This window comes from Bombella sp. ESL0385 (genome assembly GCF_009725755.1).
GTDB classification, from domain to species: Bacteria; Pseudomonadota; Alphaproteobacteria; order Acetobacterales; family Acetobacteraceae; genus Bombella; species Bombella pollinis.
In genome coordinates this window covers 698,988-713,636 of sequence record NZ_WNIJ01000001.1, presented here as the reverse complement: position 1 = coordinate 713,636, position 14,649 = coordinate 698,988, and the positions used below count along the sequence as shown (strand labels likewise).

The window sequence follows — 14,649 nt, the reverse complement described above, 5'->3', positions numbered from 1 at the left end:
TTTTAAAGATTAGCGACGTCTCCGGCCAGAACCAGCTTCATCAGCAGCCATATTAGCGGCTTCTTCCTCAGCGGAGACATCCTGCAAACCAAAGATATTCTGGTCTGTTGGGATCAAATCTAGCACTTCCTCATCCGAAGGCTCAACTTCTGGCTGATGGCCCATGGAGCGGACAATCCCATTCTTCAGCCCTTCAAGGCTGACATGGTCCTCCGCAATTTCACGCAGGGCTACAACAGTATTTTTATCATTATCGCGTGGGACCTGTAACTCCTCCCCACGGGAGAGACCACGCGCCCGCTGAGCAGCCAGCAATACGAGGTCAAAACGGTTTGAAACCTTCTCAATGCAATCCTCTACGGTCACACGTGCCATAAAACTGGCTCTCCCCCTGTAATATCACACCGAGCAGACTTTGCTCTCTCGCAAAGCCGCCCCAGCCTAGCACGAAAAGAATGGCATCACACCCACCTATCGCACAATCTGTGCGAGCAACTATCATAAATCTCTTTATTGATGCAACGTAAAGCTGTAAGAAGGGGCATAGGGGCTGTCCTGTCCTCCATGCGGCATGCCTTTACCACAGATGATGCTACATCATCACAAAAGCCATTTATGGAGCAGGGAAAGAAAAAGGTGTTTACCACCACATAAGCCAAGAGTATTTGACGGTCTAAACCTGAGCAAACAGGACGTTCCTCCTAGCATAACCCCATCAACTTAAAATCCTATAGTGAGCTATATGTCTAACCTTCTGCTACGCAAAAACGATCGCACGTCACTTTTCATCAACGGGGCCAGCCTCCACCATGCAGCCCGCAATCTTGGCTTTGAGGTGGACTTCCTAGCACTGCGGGATTTGTTTGAGCAGCAATCAGCCTTTCAACGCGCCTTTTATTACGCTGCTATGCCAGAGACAGAGGATTACTCCCCCCTACGCCCCTTGACAGATTGGCTTGCTTATAATGGCTACCATCTCGTCACTAAAACAGCACGGGAGTTCACCAACCAATCTGGCCAACGCCGCATCAAAGGGAATATGAATGTCGAGCTGGCTGTGGACCTTATCGAGCAGGCCCCACGGTTGGACCACATCGTCATCATCAGTGGCGATTCCGACCTTCGCCGTGCTGTAGAGGCGGTGCAAGCTTGTGGTGTCCGTGTGACAGTCATCTCCTCCGTTAAAACCACCCCCCCAATGATTGGTGATGACCTCCGCCGCCAGACCGACCATTTTGTAGAGTTGGCGGATATTGCCCATCATTTCACCCGCCGCAATGCCGATAACCGCTCCCGCCCGCCTATTCGTCATCCTGCTGATGTCGATGATGATTATGATGATGGGGAATAATTCTCCCCTCCCTAAAAGCCCCGCCCTGCTAGAGCGGGGCTTTTTTGATACGATTTCTCAATTATAAGATTATTTGGACCATTTTACTCTTTTTTTGCCCATCTCTCCTCTCGCTCCCTTGACGTTCCCGCACCGCCGCCATAGCTAAAGGGACGTCATGAGGGGGTCGGTACTCCGTGCCTCCCCTCTCCTATAAGTAAGGAAGATTCACAATGGCTTTTGAGCTCCCCAAACTCCCCTATGCGGAAAATGCTTTGGCTGCTGCTGGCATGTGCCAAGAAACGCTGGAGCTGCATCACGGTAAACATCATCAAGCCTATGTTACGGCCCTTAATGGGTTTATTGAAAGTAAACCAGAACTTGCTGGTAAATCCCTTGAGGAAATTATCGCCCTCTCCCATACAGATTCCGCCCTCACCCCAGTCTTTAATAATGCTGGCCAGCATTGGAACCACATCATCTTCTGGAACTGCCTCAGCCCTAAAGGCGGGCGCATCCCCGGTGCGTTAGAGAAGAAGCTGGTTGAGGATTTCGGCTCTGTCGATGCTTTTAAGGCCGCCTTTAAACAAGCCGCAACAACGCAGTTCGGCTCCGGCTGGGCGTGGCTGGTTTTAGGCTCTGATGGCAAGCTGAAGGTTACCAAAACCGCTAATGCCGCCAACCCCCTCTCCGAGGATGAAGGGCGTACACTCCTTGGGCTAGATGTGTGGGAACATTCCTATTATCTGGACTTCCGCAATCGCCGCCCTGATTATGTGACAAACTTCCTCGATAAGCTCGCTAATTACGACTATGCCGAGGCCTGCCTTAAAGGGGCCTAAACCTCCTGCCCCACGGCATCTATAAAAGAAACCCCGCCATGATTACTCGTGGCGGGGGTTCTTTAGGGCATCGTTTATAACGATTATGAATCGTTAGCCGCTTTGCCTTCGCGTGAAAGGACGGTGTTAATCGTGCTGCGGATGACCTTCACCTTCACACCGGGGGCAATCTCCACATCCACTTCCTGCGAATCATCACGGGTTGCTTGCACAGTCCCCACAATGCCGCCCGAGGTCACGATGCGGTCACCACGGCGCAAATTGCTTTGCTCCTCACGCAGCTTCTGCTGGCGTTTTTGCTGAGGGCGAATCAGCAAGAAATAGAACACAACACACACCAAAAGGATTGGAGCAAATTGCACCAATCCCGCTGCACTAAACGGGCTAGCTGCTGCATCAGCCGCATAGGCTGTAGAGAAAAGAAGATTGTTCATAAGTCAGTTTAGTTCCATCTTAGGGAGAAACGCTTGGCGACCATATAGTGCCGACACCACACGTCAACCTTCATTCTAGGAAAAGACCATGCCTTCCGCTGCATTCCTCCCCCTTTTAACCCGCATCGCCGAGAGTTTGGAGCGCATCGCCCCACCCCCAGCAGACCCTGCCGTATTAGAGGATGAACGCAGCGACATCTTCCTCTGGCAAGGCACAACAGCCAACCTACAACCACTTAAAGCTATGCAGACCGTCCCACTCTCTTTGTTAAAAGGGATCGACCAGCAAATGCAAAAAGTGCTGGCCAATACGCGCTTTTTTGCCCAAGGCTTAGCGGCAAATAATGTCATGCTATGGGGTGCGCGCGGGATGGGGAAATCCTCCCTCGTCAAAGCTTGCCTTCTCCGGGTGAATGAGGAGCAGCGCAAGGCAGGCCAGCCTCCCCTCGCCCTCATCGAAATCCCCCGCGATGACCTCCACACTCTCCCGCAGCTTCTCGCCCTATTGCGCTGTAGCACCCGCCGGGTCATCCTCTTTTGTGATGACCTCTCCTTTGAGGCACAAGATGCCGATTATAAATCGCTCAAATCCATCCTAGATGGTGGCATTGCAGGCAGGCCAGAGCATGTATTGGTCTATGCAACCTCTAACCGCCGCCATCTCATGCCTCGTCATATGATTGATAATGAAGCCGGAGATGCCATCAATCCGGGGGAAGCGATTGAGGAAAAACTCTCCCTCTCCGACCGCTTCGGCCTCTGGATTGGCCTGTATGGGGCAACGCAGGAGCATTATCTCAGCATCATTGATGCTTATGCCGCAGAAAGGCACCTCCCCATCGCTCAGGAGGACCTCCACCGCCGTGCCCTCCAATGGGCTATCCAACGAGGAAGCCGCTCTGGCCGGGTCGCCGCTCAGTTTATAACCGCCCTTGCTGCAGAGCTTGCAACAGCACAACGCTAGCACAATCGGTCCAGCCTCTCATAATACAGGCTGGACCTTCCCCTTAAAACGCTGCGCTAATCGTCCCGAAATATTCCCGCGTGGCCCCACGCTCTAGGGACTGATAATCCCCTACAGGTGGGTTATTATTCTCACCCATCATGGCAATATATTTTGTATTTAAGAGGTTATAGACGTTAAAACTCACTGTAACATCACGCACGCCAGCCAGTTTCTTAAACGTATAGCTAGCCCCTGTATTGGCCAGCCAATAACCACCAATAGAGGTATCATTCATAAAGCTATAATAACGCCGGCCGAAATAATTCGCATCAAGATGCGCGTTCAATCCATGCCATGTATAGGCAATAGAGGCTTTATACATCCATGTTGGGTAATTAGCGATGCTCTTACCTTTGAGCGGATAATAATTCCCCGCGCTAGAGGTAATATTACGCTCATATCGCCCCCTATTATAGCTAAGCGTATTGGTAATCACCAAGCCCGGCAATGGACGGATGGCAATACTCCCATTCGCCCCCGTCATAGAGATACGCCCGAAGTCAAACTCCTCAGAGATCGGGTTAAACATCGTCCCGCGTGCCCCAGCGAGAAGCTCGTGCATTAAGGTGGAGTGATAAACGGTAGCATCTAGCTGCACAATGGAGGTCGTAAAACGATACCCCCCTAGATAGGTCCATGCTCTTGCAGGCTTGCTCTGCGCCTTTTGCCGTAGGAACTCCTGCTGATTCGGGACGGAAAAGAGGGAGTTTGCCACCCCTGTACCGGAGACCTCATAAGCACGCATATTCTTAGAGACATCAATATAGAACTCATGATGGCGATTCACCCGCCAATCAAGATTGAAATGCGGCAAAAATGCCCCTGTCGCATGTAAGGAGCCAGCAGGCAGCCCCCCTGCATCCAGCGCAGCCCATGAATTATCATTCTCATGCCCACCACCAGATGTCTGGGAGATAAGAGAACGGAAGCCCGCTGTCAGCGTCAAATTACGCGTGATGCTATAAATATCCTGTAGATGCGTCTGCACCACATTGGTACGCCAGCGGAAGTTATATACCCGGTCAGCTGGGCCATACACATTATATGGCCCAACGGCTTTAACAGGATTCCCCGCCCCTAATTCTGGCTCTAGGTAATTATATAAACCTGCTGTTTGGTTATTATTCTCATACCAAATACCGGTCTCAATTTTATGATGAGCAATACGATATTGCAGGCTACTATTAACCCCAAAACGCTGCTGGCTATTCTTCCACACCTCTTGATAAAGCGGTACACCATTAGGTGTTGCTACTTGGAGGTCCGGGTCGGTCGAAGCAGCAGAGGCGGCGGCTGTGTAACTATAATTACCCGACTGCCCATGCCCATAAACAGTTGTGTGCCATGTGAGATGGTCAGTTAATGCGAAATCGAAGTTCAACCCACCTAAAAAGTTCGTCTCACGCTGCCCCCCGTCATAATACGGCATTTGGCACGCATTGACCTGCCCATTAGACCCCGGATAAGCGAGAAAATTATTCGGGCTACTATTGCATTGCTGCGCCCATTGATAGGCTTTTTTGTAATCAGGATAGAGATGAGGCACACGCCATCCCAGATTATGAATCATCCCCAAAGAGAGGTCTGGGTAATTTTGCTGTTGCAGGTCTGTCCAGTCAAAAAAAGCAGAGATTTTGCTACGCTCACCAACAGGTTGCACTAACTTCGCATTCACTTGTTGGAGGAACTGATCACCCTTCCCTTCCCACATTCCCTCATCTGTACGCGCATAAGAGGTGTAAAACTTCGTCCCCGACTCATTCAGCCGTCCAGAATCAAACCGAGCATAAGTCCGATAGGAGCCATAGCTCCCAAAAGCTTGGCTAACCTTCCCCCCCAATTTATCGGCCGGGTCGCTTGAGGTAAAACGAATTGTCCCGCCCAGCGTGTTGGTCGAGGGGACATCCACCCCACCCCCACCTTGGGACATAGTGATGCTATCAATATCATCAGGGATGATAGCAGAGGCCAAGCTCAACCCATTAACCGATTGATAGGTCTGGTCATTTAGCGGGATGCCATCAAGCGTTACGCCTAGCTGATTCATAAAGAAACCACGGACGTAAAGATTGGCCCCAAAACTATCCACACCGAAAGGGTCAGTCGAGGTAAAACTAACCCCCGGCATACGGTCCAACGCCTTATACGGGCTGGTACCGGGGACATATTGCTTCATCACGCTTTTCGGCACCACCATCTCTGCCGCGCGGCTAACATGCCCTGCATGAACAGAGAGCGTCTGCACGCCTTTTGCGGAAACATATTTCGGCTTATGATGAGCTGGAGCAGCATGAACCCCCGCCTGCTGGGCAGGCGCAGCCCCCTTCTTTGCCGGATGCGCAGCCATAGAGGACGCCAGCTTCTTGCCTGCTGTTCCATGTGCTAAAGCAGGCTTCTGCGGCTTTGTCTGTGCAAAAGCAGACGCGCCCCCCAAGCCAACAGACATCACAACAGACGATAAAAGAAGATGACGGCGCACTATGCTCAAATCCCTCGCATATTCCAATGGTGATAAACTAGCCACACACTGTTACAGAATAACCGATGATTATCCTTTCATAACAGGCCGGTTTCCTTACCGGCCTACTGCGCTTACGCCAAGCATTGTGTCCATTTTTTAACTTTTCCTCTTCCCCCTGTGGCATAAAAGGCGCATTTTAACCTTATCTTTCCTCTGGTCAGTCCATCTTAATGGGAATATTGCATGACGACACCCTTCCGTCCCCGTACCTTACTCGTCACAGCAGCCGCTCTCATAAAAGATAATGGCACGGTCCTGCTGGCCCAACGTCCAGAGGGCAAAAGCTTTGCAGGATTATGGGAGTTTCCCGGTGGGAAGGTCGAAGTCCCCGAATCACCAGAGGCCGCCTTAGTGCGCGAACTCCATGAGGAGCTGGGCCTCATTGTGGCACCAGAAGCCCTAAAGCCCCTTACTTTTGTGAGTGAGGATTGCGCAACCTTCCATCTCCTCATGGTGCTATATGTCGTCCGGCAATGGGAGAACGACCCTATCGGGCGGGAAGGGCAAACCCTCGCTTGGGTCTCTGCTGAAGATTTAGGGACGTATCCTATGCCAAAGGCAGATGCGCCCCTCATCCCCCACATCCAAGAATTGCTCACTCACTAATAGCGGGCATAATGGCTGAGACGCCGCCTTATAGCGGCTCCAGCGCGAAGCTATGTTGGGGGTTACCAGCAATATCGGTACGGAAGGCAAAAATCCCCCCCGCTTGAGGCTGCGCCTCTGCCATACCAGGGGTTAAGCCCTTCCGTGCGGTCGTTACAAAAACGGTCTTATAATCCACGCCCCCAAAAGCAACCTTCGTTACATTAGAGACTGGCAAAGCGATAGGCTCCATCATCGTTCCATCAGGCCGGAAACGCGTAATCTGACCACCAGCCCATGTGCCGCACCATAGATTACCTTCACTATCGGTCACCACACCATCGGGATACCCTTTCGTCAGGGTTGCGAAGATACGCTTATTTTTAAGCTCGCCTGCCTCTGTAATATCAAACGCATAAATACGTTGGCGCGGGCTATCGCAAGCATAAAGTACCTTGCCACAAGGTGAGAGCGCTGGCCCGTTTGAGACCGTATAGCCACTATCCCAATGAGACACGCTAAGTTGACCCTTTTTATGCTCAACACGGTACAGGGCACCACTCTCCCGGCTCTCGCCTTCATCCATCGTGCCAAACCAGATACGCCCTTTTTGGTCCACACAGCCATCATTAAGGCGGTTATCGGGATCCTCTGCCTCTATCGTGCACGCATGTTCAAAATACCCGGTTTTAACATCAAACCGATGCAACCCATCAGGCAACCCCGCCAAAAATGTGCCATCACTGACAGGGAGAAGAAAGCCAATCCGATTAGGGGCATTCCAACTCTTGAGCGTAGCATCTGCAAGGCAATAGCGATGGACGCGATGGCTATGAATATCCACAAAATAAAAGGACTGCTCTGCCGCTATCCAAACTGGTCCCTCCCCTAGCATGGCGCGAAGGTCCGAGAGACAAACAGGTTTGTGATATTCTAGCTCCATAGCGAACACTCCTTTTCTTACCACCGGAATAGGCCCATAGTGAGGGTGGTTCATACATCCTTCATCACGTCCCTAGGCTGATAGGACATCCTACAACCTGTGGGGATGTGGCTATTATAAGGTAATTCTAGGCTTATGGCTCCCCGTACAGCGTGTTTTCTTGTCATTGGTAATGAGATTCTCTCCGGCCGCACACAAGATGCAAATGTGCGCGTCCTTGCTCAAGCCCTCAATCATCAAGGGATTCGGTTGGTAGAGGTCCGTGTCATCCCCGATATTCCTGCTCATATCATCACAACGGTTAATGAATGTCGCGCCCGGTTCGACCTCCTCTTTACAAGCGGGGGCATTGGCCCCACCCATGATGATATTACCGCCGCGTGCATTGCTGAGGCGTTTAACGTCCCGCTGATATGCCATGAGGAAAGCTTCCGCCAGCTTGAAGCCCTTTTCCCTGCTGGGAGCTTTAATAAAGCTCGCCAGCGTATGGCGTGGCTCCCCCAAGGGGCAACGCCTATTAAAAACAGCGTCTCCACCGCGCCGGGTTTCTCTTTAGGCAATGTCCATGTCATGGCGGGGGTGCCGCGTATTTTTCAAGCCATGGTCTCATGGCTCATCCCGCAATTAGAGGCAGGCTCCCCTTTATCCAGCGTAAGCTGGTATAGCTATGATGTGTATGAAGGCGACCTTGCTGAGCCCCTCACTGCCCTGCAACATGACTACCCTATGCTAGATATTGGCTCTTACCCCTTTAATGCCGGCCCAAAACGCGGCGTGGCTCTTGTAGCTAAAGGGTATGATGACCAAGCCGTCTCCCATGCAGGGGCCGCCCTTAAGCACTTATTGCAAGGCCTCGGCTTCACACCGCTAGAAGGCGACCCTCCCCGTCATACAGACTAAACACGCCTTTAAGCGGCCCCTTCCCCCAACGGGGAGTCAGTGCGTTTATTCGTCATCTGTTAGTGGGATACCTATTTGCGCGCCAGAGACCTTATGTAAGGAAGACTTAGCCTTGGCATTAGGCTCGAAGAGTTTCCTCACTAAATCTTTGCGCGCATAAAATGCACGGGTCTTAGGGTTAGGCTGCCCAGTTCTTGGATTAACCCCTCCTTGACCTTTTGTTCTTGGTTGAATCCATGTTCCATCTTTTCCACTTAAACTATGGAAACCATCTTTTATAGATTTCTCTCTAATATCCTCATAGTCTTTCTTTATCTCCTTTATTGTCTCATCACCATCTAAAAACTCAAAAGAGGTTACGCTTAATAATTTACTTGTCTTCGCCCCGCTCCCCTCAAAAGAGGTAGCGCAGCATATTAATTTTTCTAACTTGCTCCATAGATGAGTTTTATAAAAATCATCCTCTTTCGCTAAGGACGCTTCATCTATCATCGTAATGGCCATTGTTTCCTTGGGGTCCCATTTATCGCCTTTTCTTGTATGCACTACAGATTTTAACTCAAAATCTCCTCCGTCTGGTGCCCTAATATTGTTATTATCCAAACCCGCTAACTGTTCTAAAACCTGCCCTTTCCACCCTTTATTAATCTTTCCATCTTTTTCTATAGTAATGTTATATTTCTCAGCATAAAGCCCTAAATCATGGCCTATATATTTTCGTAAATTATGTAGAGCCTCATCCCTTGATATGGTCTTTTTTGTCATCTTATATCCCCTACTCATGTTTTTTAGTAAGCTGAAGCCATAACGCTATAAAGATAGACCGTTAAAAAACGCCCTGTCCTAAGATAGAGAATGTATTAAAGCTTATGTCAATCTAAGATATTTTCTATAATAGCCATACATAAATAGGTATGATATATCATTAAACAAGGTATTCCTTTGTTCCTTTGTCTGGAAGAAAATCAGCAAAATGCCTCTCTCAAGAGACAAAAGCAATTTTATCCACCCCAAACCATTTGTGAAATGGGCTGGCGGTAAACGTCAATTAGTTGCTATCCTGCAAGAGGAACTGCCTGAAAGATTTGATACATATTATGAACCTTTTTTAGGCGGTGGCGCACTCTTTTTTAGCCAACTGCCCCAAAAGGCGGCCATCTCGGATATTAACTCTCACCTCATCAACGCTTATACGATCATCAGAGATGAATTGCCCCGCCTATTGCAGGCTCTCAGCAGACATCAGAACACCCCTGATTATTTTTACGCCATACGCGCCCAAGACCCGACTACGCTCTCCAAGGTAGAGCAAGCCAGCCGGTTTATATTCTTGAATAAAACATGCTTTAACGGCCTGTATCGAGAGAATAAAAAGGGCCAATTCAATACCCCATTCGGCAAATATAAAAATCCAAACATCCTAGATGCGACAAACTTAACCGCTATCCATGGCTATCTTAATGAAAAATCTATATCCATTAGCCGCCATGATTATAAAAAAGTGCGTTCTACCGCTCAAAAAGGGGATTTTGTGTATCTCGACCCCCCTTATGTGCCGCTGACACCAACAGCTAACTTTTCTAGCTACACAAAGCAGGGGTTTACTCTGCAAGACCAAGAAGACCTTGCCGCACTCTTTAAAGAGCTTTCACACAAAGGGGTAAAAGCCATGCTCTCTAACTCTAATACCGAGATTGTTAGAGAGCTATATCGCGATTTTGATATCAAAACAGTATCCGCCAAAAGAGCCATTAACTGCAAAGGGGGAAGCAGAGGAAAAGAGCCAAACGAGGTTATTGTGAAGAATTATTGATGTAATACAGAGCCTTCTAAGGTACTAAAAAAACTCCCTTAAAGCTGCCACATACCAGTCTCACCATAAAAAAACCGCCCCTATAATGAGAGGGGCGGCCTTATACGGCGTAATACTACCTACACATCAGTGAGCGCGCGTCATCTCCAAATAACGCTCCCGGCGGGATGGCAGCAAATCCTCTTTAGGGATTGCCTTCACAGCGGCCAAAGCCTCTGCGATGGCCTCACCAACACGGTCAATCGCCTCGGCAGGCATACGCTGTGCACCACCAACAGGCTCCTCAATAATCTGATCAATCAGCCCTAATTTCTTCAAATCATGAGCTGTCAATTTCAAAGCTTCAGCGGCATTAGGGGCCATCTTCGGGTCCCGCCACAAAATAGAAGCCGCCGCTTCTGGCGAAATAACCGAGTAAATCGCATGTTCTAACATCAACACACGGTCCCCTGCGGCAATGGCAATCGCCCCACCAGAGCCACCCTCACCAATTACGGTAGCAATCAACGGCACTTTTACTTGCAGGCATGTATCAATCGCCCGCGCAATCGCCTCGGCCTGACCGCGTGCCTCAGCATCAATCCCCGGCCATGCGCCAGCAGTATCCACAAAAGTGAGAATCGGTAGGCCAAAACGCTCTGCCAGACGCATCAAACGCTGCGCCTTACGATACCCCTCTGGCCGTGCCATCCCAAAATTATGACGCAAACGGCTCTCTGTATCAGAGCCACGCTCTGTGCCAATCACCACAACAGGCTGACCCCGAAAGCGCGCAAGCCCCCCGATAAGAGCTTGGTCATCCCCAAAAAGACGATCCCCCGCAAGAGGGGTGTATTCTGTCATGAGGGATTCGATGTAATCCAAAGCGTGAGGCCGCTGTGCATGGCGTGCAACTTGTACCTTCTGCAATGGCGTTAATTTGCCATACAAAGTGCGAAGCTGCTTATCCGCCTTTTCAGACAGACGGGTCATTTCCTCATCAATATTCAGACCATCCAGGCCGGCCCCATTTTCTTGGCGGCTAACCTGACGAAGTTCACCGATCTTGGTCTCAAGCTCGGCAACTGATTTTTCAAAATCTAGGAACTGGCGCATACCCTGCCCGATAGCACGCCAAGAAAGCCTAAAATAGCCCTTATTTGCATTTCCTAACGAGAAACTCGCCCCTTATCCCCTTCGTCCTAAGGGATGATACTGCCGAACAGTTTCTTTCAACCGCTCTGTCATCACCTGTGTGTAAATTTGCGTGGTCGTAATATCAGCATGACCTAACAACATCTGTAACGCTCTAAGATCCGCACCACGATTGAGCAAATGTGTAGCAAAGGAATGTCGCAATACATGCGGGCTAACCCGTTGCGGGTCTATTCCCGCTTGAAGCGCACAAGCGTGCAAAATCTTATCAAAACCCTGCCGGGTTAGAGGCTTTTTGGGGTTACGACCGGGGAACAGCCACGGGCTATCCAACACACTATCATAAGCTATCAAGGCCTCTGCCGCCTCGCGCGCAGCATAAGAGAACGGCACAAGCCGCTCCCGCCCGCCTTTACCGCGGATGGGCAACATCCCTCCCTTATGACGCACTGCCTGCGCAGGAAGGGTGAGGAGCTCGCTAATCCGCAGGCCCGTTGTATAGAGCAGCTCTAACGCTACGCGAGCCAGTAAATCGCGCCGCACATCAGCATGGCCGCGCGTGCCTTTCTCTAACAGTTTTTGCACCTCAGCTTCGCTAAGCGGATGAGGCAAGCCTGCCTGATAACGTGGCGTTGCTTGGCCTGCTGTAAAATCATCCTCACGCACACCCATTTGAAGCAAAAAGCGGGCAAATTGTTTAAGGGCAGAAAGCCGCCGCGCTTGTGTGCGTGCGGCAAGCCCCGCGCGCCCTAACGCCGCAAAATAGGCGTGAACACGCATTGCTGGCACTACAGCTACGGACTCCGGCGCACACCAACGGGCGAAATCCTCCAAATCAGCACGATAAGCTTGCCGCGTCTTTTGAGCCGCCCCGCGCTCGGCCAACATCGTCTCCAAGAACGAATCTATAAGAGCCGCAGACTCCACCATAAAAGTGCGATGCTTCAATGCCCTCCAACAGGGGGTAGCTCCGGCAAGCTTGCCCCCCCGCTTGTCTGTGCTGGCGCGCTAGGTGCAGCATGGGGCACTAAGTCATGATGAACCATAACAGGAGCAGGAGCATGCTCCCCATGCGTTAAGATATAGCCGCCCCCTGCCAGTATAATCAGGACCAATAAGGCCACAGCCAAACGCACAATGACTTTCATAAAATCACTCCCCAAAGGATATGACACGCTTATAAAGGGAAGAAGCCATTTTAAAAACCCTCCTTCTCCAACATGCTCTTAAACATAGAGGAGACCTACCCCCGCCTCTTTAGCCGTGATAGAAAAACGCTATGTCGCACTCTCCTTCCCCGCGCGCTTCGTCAGAGAAGCCCCCTTTTCATATTATTGTGCTTGTTGGCCTCATGGGGGCTGGCAAAACCACGCTAGGCCGCCAACTTGCCCACTATTACGGTATCCCTTTTATCGATACTGATGCCGAAATTGAAAAAGCAAGCCGCCAAAGCATTGCAGAAATCTTCTCCCAACATGGAGAGGCCCATTTCCGTGCGGGAGAGCATCGGGTCATACGCCGCCTCCTCAAGGGGGGGCCATGTATCCTTGCCACAGGCGGCGGAGCGTGGATGCACCCACGCACCCGCGCCCTTAGCCATAAACGAACAGACATTTGCACTATATGGTTGCATGTCCCCATGCCAACCCTCCTCAAACGTCTCCTCCATAATCGCCATAACCGGCCTCTCTTAGCCCAAGGCGACCCAGAAGCAACCCTCCGCCGCCTCGCCCAAGAGCGTTACCCTTATTACGCAGAGGCCGACCTCATCATCGAATGTGGAGATGAAAGCGTGGAACACGCCACACACACCATCACAACCCAACTCGCCACAGCCACACCACCGCATCATGTTCCCGTTACATTGGCAGGCCATAGCTATGAAGTACTCACCGGCCCTCAGCTTTTGCATGATGCAGGCTTACGCATCCGCCCTCACCTGCCCAATAACCGCGCTGTTATCCTCACAGATAGCACGGTCGCCTCCTTGCATCTCGCTGCGCTAGAAGAAAGCCTCACCCGCGCTGGCATCCATTTTGCCACCATCACCGTACCGCCCGGGGAAAGCAGCAAATCCCTCAAGCGATTTGAAGACGTCATTGAAACGATTCTCGCCCAAGGGATAGAGCGCGGCACAACCATCATAGCCTTTGGCGGTGGTGTTGTAGGGGATCTTGCTGGCTTTGTTGCTGCAAGCATTTTGCGCGGCGTACCCTTTATCCAAATCCCCACCACATTGCTTGCTCAAGTTGATAGCTCTGTCGGCGGGAAAACCGGCATCAACGCAAAAGCCGGGAAGAATCTCATCGGAGCCTTCTGGCAGCCTAACCTCGTTCTAGCTGATACAACCGTGCTGGACACACTCCCCCCACGCCAGCTCGTAGCGGGGTATGCAGAAATCGTTAAGTCAGGCTTAATTGCGGATGAAAGATTATTCGCATGGTGTGAGCAACATGGCCATGCCGTCTTAAAAGGCGACCCTGCCGCTCTAGGCGAAGCGGTACGCCGTGCCTGCCTCTTTAAAACCGGAGTCGTACAAGACGATGAGCGGGAATCTGCCCACTCTGGCGGGCGCGCCTTGCTTAATCTGGGCCATACCTTCGCCCACGCTTTTGAGGCCGAGTTTCATTATGATGGGCGGCTCTTACATGGGGAGGCTGTATCTATCGGCCTACATATGGCTCTTGCTCTTTCGGTCAAAATGGGACTCGCCCCCCAAGACGATCTCGCACGCCTAGATGCCCATCTACATAAGCTCAATATGCCTGTAGGAAAGGCCGACTTGCCCCATAATCTCAGTACAGCGACTCTTCTGGCACATATGGGGCGGGATAAAAAACTCCGCGAAGGAAAAGTAACCTTCGTCCTCCTCCACAGCATTGGCAAAGCCTTCACCTGTCGTGATGTCGCCTTGGAGGATGTTCGCGCTCTCCTTCTTGCCGAAGGGTTCGCCCCTTAATCAATCTGTGTTCAATTAGACACAGTATCTACTTCTTCGCAACAGAGATGCCTAAAAGCTCTTAACTTTGAGGCATCTTTCCCCTAAATCAGACTCATCGGCCGCGCTGGCTTCACACGGTGATCATTCCGATGCCCGCCAACCGTAATGGCCGTATGTTACACAATGTTAAGGACTGATGA

The 14,649-nt window shown here is 50.9% G+C and carries 14 protein-coding genes and 1 pseudogene; 7 read left to right on the top strand and 8 right to left on the bottom strand.

Going from position 1 to position 14,649, the window contains the following annotated elements; all coding sequences use genetic code 11:
* Window positions 1-9: 9 nt before the first annotated feature.
* Complete coding sequence (gene rpoZ, locus GM557_RS03260; RefSeq protein WP_155572938.1) at window positions 10-375, bottom strand: DNA-directed RNA polymerase subunit omega; 366 nt, start codon at window positions 373-375, stop codon at window positions 10-12.
* A gap of 367 nt (window positions 376-742) precedes the next feature.
* Here rpoZ and GM557_RS03255 point away from each other — a divergent pair, with 367 nt between their 5' ends.
* On the top strand, window positions 743-1,351 hold the full coding sequence (locus tag GM557_RS03255) for an NYN domain-containing protein (RefSeq protein WP_099026116.1): 609 nt from the start codon (window positions 743-745) through the stop codon (window positions 1,349-1,351).
* 212 nt (window positions 1,352-1,563) lie between these two features.
* Complete coding sequence (locus GM557_RS03250) at window positions 1,564-2,172, top strand: superoxide dismutase (protein ID WP_155572937.1); 609 nt, start codon at window positions 1,564-1,566, stop codon at window positions 2,170-2,172.
* Window positions 2,173-2,255: 83 nt separating this feature from the next.
* On the opposite strand, the gene yajC is transcribed toward GM557_RS03250, so the two are convergent.
* Window positions 2,256-2,606 (bottom strand): preprotein translocase subunit YajC, encoded by a 351-nt coding sequence (yajC, locus tag GM557_RS03245; RefSeq protein ID WP_099026118.1) that lies wholly within the window; start codon window positions 2,604-2,606, stop codon window positions 2,256-2,258.
* Between the two features lie 88 nt (window positions 2,607-2,694).
* Between yajC and GM557_RS03240 the strand changes: the two genes are divergently transcribed.
* Entirely contained in the window at window positions 2,695-3,570 is an 876-nt protein-coding gene (locus GM557_RS03240) for an ATP-binding protein (protein ID WP_155572936.1), read from the top strand.
* A 43-nt stretch (window positions 3,571-3,613) separates the two neighbouring features.
* Here GM557_RS03240 and GM557_RS03235 read toward each other — a convergent pair whose 3' ends face one another.
* Complete coding sequence (locus GM557_RS03235) at window positions 3,614-6,091, bottom strand: TonB-dependent receptor (protein WP_370513416.1); 2,478 nt, start codon at window positions 6,089-6,091, stop codon at window positions 3,614-3,616.
* Between the two features lie 240 nt (window positions 6,092-6,331).
* On the opposite strand from GM557_RS03235, the pseudogene mutT reads away from it, so the two are divergent.
* A pseudogene (gene mutT / locus GM557_RS03230) lies at window positions 6,332-6,739 on the top strand (8-oxo-dGTP diphosphatase MutT); the annotation flags it as partial.
* Between the two features lie 28 nt (window positions 6,740-6,767).
* On the opposite strand, the gene GM557_RS03225 reads toward mutT, so the two are convergent.
* On the bottom strand, window positions 6,768-7,661 hold the full coding sequence (locus GM557_RS03225; RefSeq protein ID WP_155573486.1) for an SMP-30/gluconolactonase/LRE family protein: 894 nt from the start codon (window positions 7,659-7,661) through the stop codon (window positions 6,768-6,770).
* Window positions 7,662-7,796: 135 nt separating this feature from the next.
* On the opposite strand from GM557_RS03225, the gene GM557_RS03220 reads away from it, so the two are divergent.
* Entirely contained in the window at window positions 7,797-8,561 is a 765-nt protein-coding gene (locus GM557_RS03220) for a molybdopterin-binding protein (protein WP_155572934.1), read from the top strand.
* A gap of 45 nt (window positions 8,562-8,606) precedes the next feature.
* Here GM557_RS03220 and GM557_RS03215 read toward each other — a convergent pair whose 3' ends face one another.
* Entirely contained in the window at window positions 8,607-9,326 is a 720-nt protein-coding gene (locus GM557_RS03215; RefSeq protein ID WP_196424584.1) for a MutH/Sau3AI family endonuclease, read from the bottom strand.
* Window positions 9,327-9,534: 208 nt separating this feature from the next.
* Here GM557_RS03215 and GM557_RS03210 point away from each other — a divergent pair, with 208 nt between their 5' ends.
* The gene (locus GM557_RS03210; RefSeq protein ID WP_155572932.1) at window positions 9,535-10,374 is read left to right on the top strand and encodes a DNA adenine methylase; all 840 of its coding nucleotides are present in this window, start codon (window positions 9,535-9,537) and stop codon (window positions 10,372-10,374) included.
* 126 nt (window positions 10,375-10,500) lie between these two features.
* Here the strand turns inward: GM557_RS03210 and GM557_RS03205 are convergent, their stop codons facing one another.
* The 3 genes from GM557_RS03205 to GM557_RS03195 form a co-directional block, all read right to left on the bottom strand.
* Entirely contained in the window at window positions 10,501-11,469 is a 969-nt protein-coding gene (locus GM557_RS03205; protein WP_099026123.1) for an acetyl-CoA carboxylase carboxyltransferase subunit alpha, read from the bottom strand.
* A gap of 72 nt (window positions 11,470-11,541) precedes the next feature.
* Window positions 11,542-12,438, bottom strand: a complete 897-nt coding sequence (locus tag GM557_RS03200) for a tyrosine recombinase (protein WP_155573485.1) — start codon at window positions 12,436-12,438, stop codon at window positions 11,542-11,544.
* 14 nt (window positions 12,439-12,452) lie between these two features.
* Entirely contained in the window at window positions 12,453-12,656 is a 204-nt protein-coding gene (locus GM557_RS03195; protein ID WP_155572931.1) for a hypothetical protein, read from the bottom strand.
* A gap of 131 nt (window positions 12,657-12,787) precedes the next feature.
* Here GM557_RS03195 and aroB point away from each other — a divergent pair, with 131 nt between their 5' ends.
* Complete coding sequence (aroB, locus tag GM557_RS03190; protein WP_155572930.1) at window positions 12,788-14,467, top strand: 3-dehydroquinate synthase; 1,680 nt, start codon at window positions 12,788-12,790, stop codon at window positions 14,465-14,467.
* The last annotated feature ends 182 nt before the right edge of the window (window positions 14,468-14,649 follow it).

What these genes read in the sequence shown, in the direction of transcription:
- rpoZ (WP_155572938.1), bottom strand. Translation starts at nt 375, where the DNA reads ATGGCACGTGTGACCGTAGAGGATTGCATTGAGAAGGTTTCAAACCGT.
- GM557_RS03255 (WP_099026116.1), top strand. Translation starts at nt 743, where the DNA reads ATGTCTAACCTTCTGCTACGCAAAAACGATCGCACGTCACTTTTCATC.
- GM557_RS03250 (WP_155572937.1), top strand. Translation starts at nt 1,564, where the DNA reads ATGGCTTTTGAGCTCCCCAAACTCCCCTATGCGGAAAATGCTTTGGCT.
- yajC (WP_099026118.1), bottom strand. Translation starts at nt 2,606, where the DNA reads ATGAACAATCTTCTTTTCTCTACAGCCTATGCGGCTGATGCAGCAGCT.
- GM557_RS03240 (WP_155572936.1), top strand. Translation starts at nt 2,695, where the DNA reads ATGCCTTCCGCTGCATTCCTCCCCCTTTTAACCCGCATCGCCGAGAGT.
- GM557_RS03225 (WP_155573486.1), bottom strand. Translation starts at nt 7,661, where the DNA reads ATGGAGCTAGAATATCACAAACCTGTTTGTCTCTCGGACCTTCGCGCC.
- GM557_RS03220 (WP_155572934.1), top strand. Translation starts at nt 7,797, where the DNA reads ATGGCTCCCCGTACAGCGTGTTTTCTTGTCATTGGTAATGAGATTCTC.
- GM557_RS03215 (WP_196424584.1), bottom strand. Translation starts at nt 9,326, where the DNA reads ATGACAAAAAAGACCATATCAAGGGATGAGGCTCTACATAATTTACGA.
- GM557_RS03210 (WP_155572932.1), top strand. Translation starts at nt 9,535, where the DNA reads ATGCCTCTCTCAAGAGACAAAAGCAATTTTATCCACCCCAAACCATTT.
- GM557_RS03205 (WP_099026123.1), bottom strand. Translation starts at nt 11,469, where the DNA reads ATGCGCCAGTTCCTAGATTTTGAAAAATCAGTTGCCGAGCTTGAGACC.
- GM557_RS03200 (WP_155573485.1), bottom strand. Translation starts at nt 12,438, where the DNA reads ATGGTGGAGTCTGCGGCTCTTATAGATTCGTTCTTGGAGACGATGTTG.
- GM557_RS03195 (WP_155572931.1), bottom strand. Translation starts at nt 12,656, where the DNA reads ATGAAAGTCATTGTGCGTTTGGCTGTGGCCTTATTGGTCCTGATTATA.
- aroB (WP_155572930.1), top strand. Translation starts at nt 12,788, where the DNA reads ATGTCGCACTCTCCTTCCCCGCGCGCTTCGTCAGAGAAGCCCCCTTTT.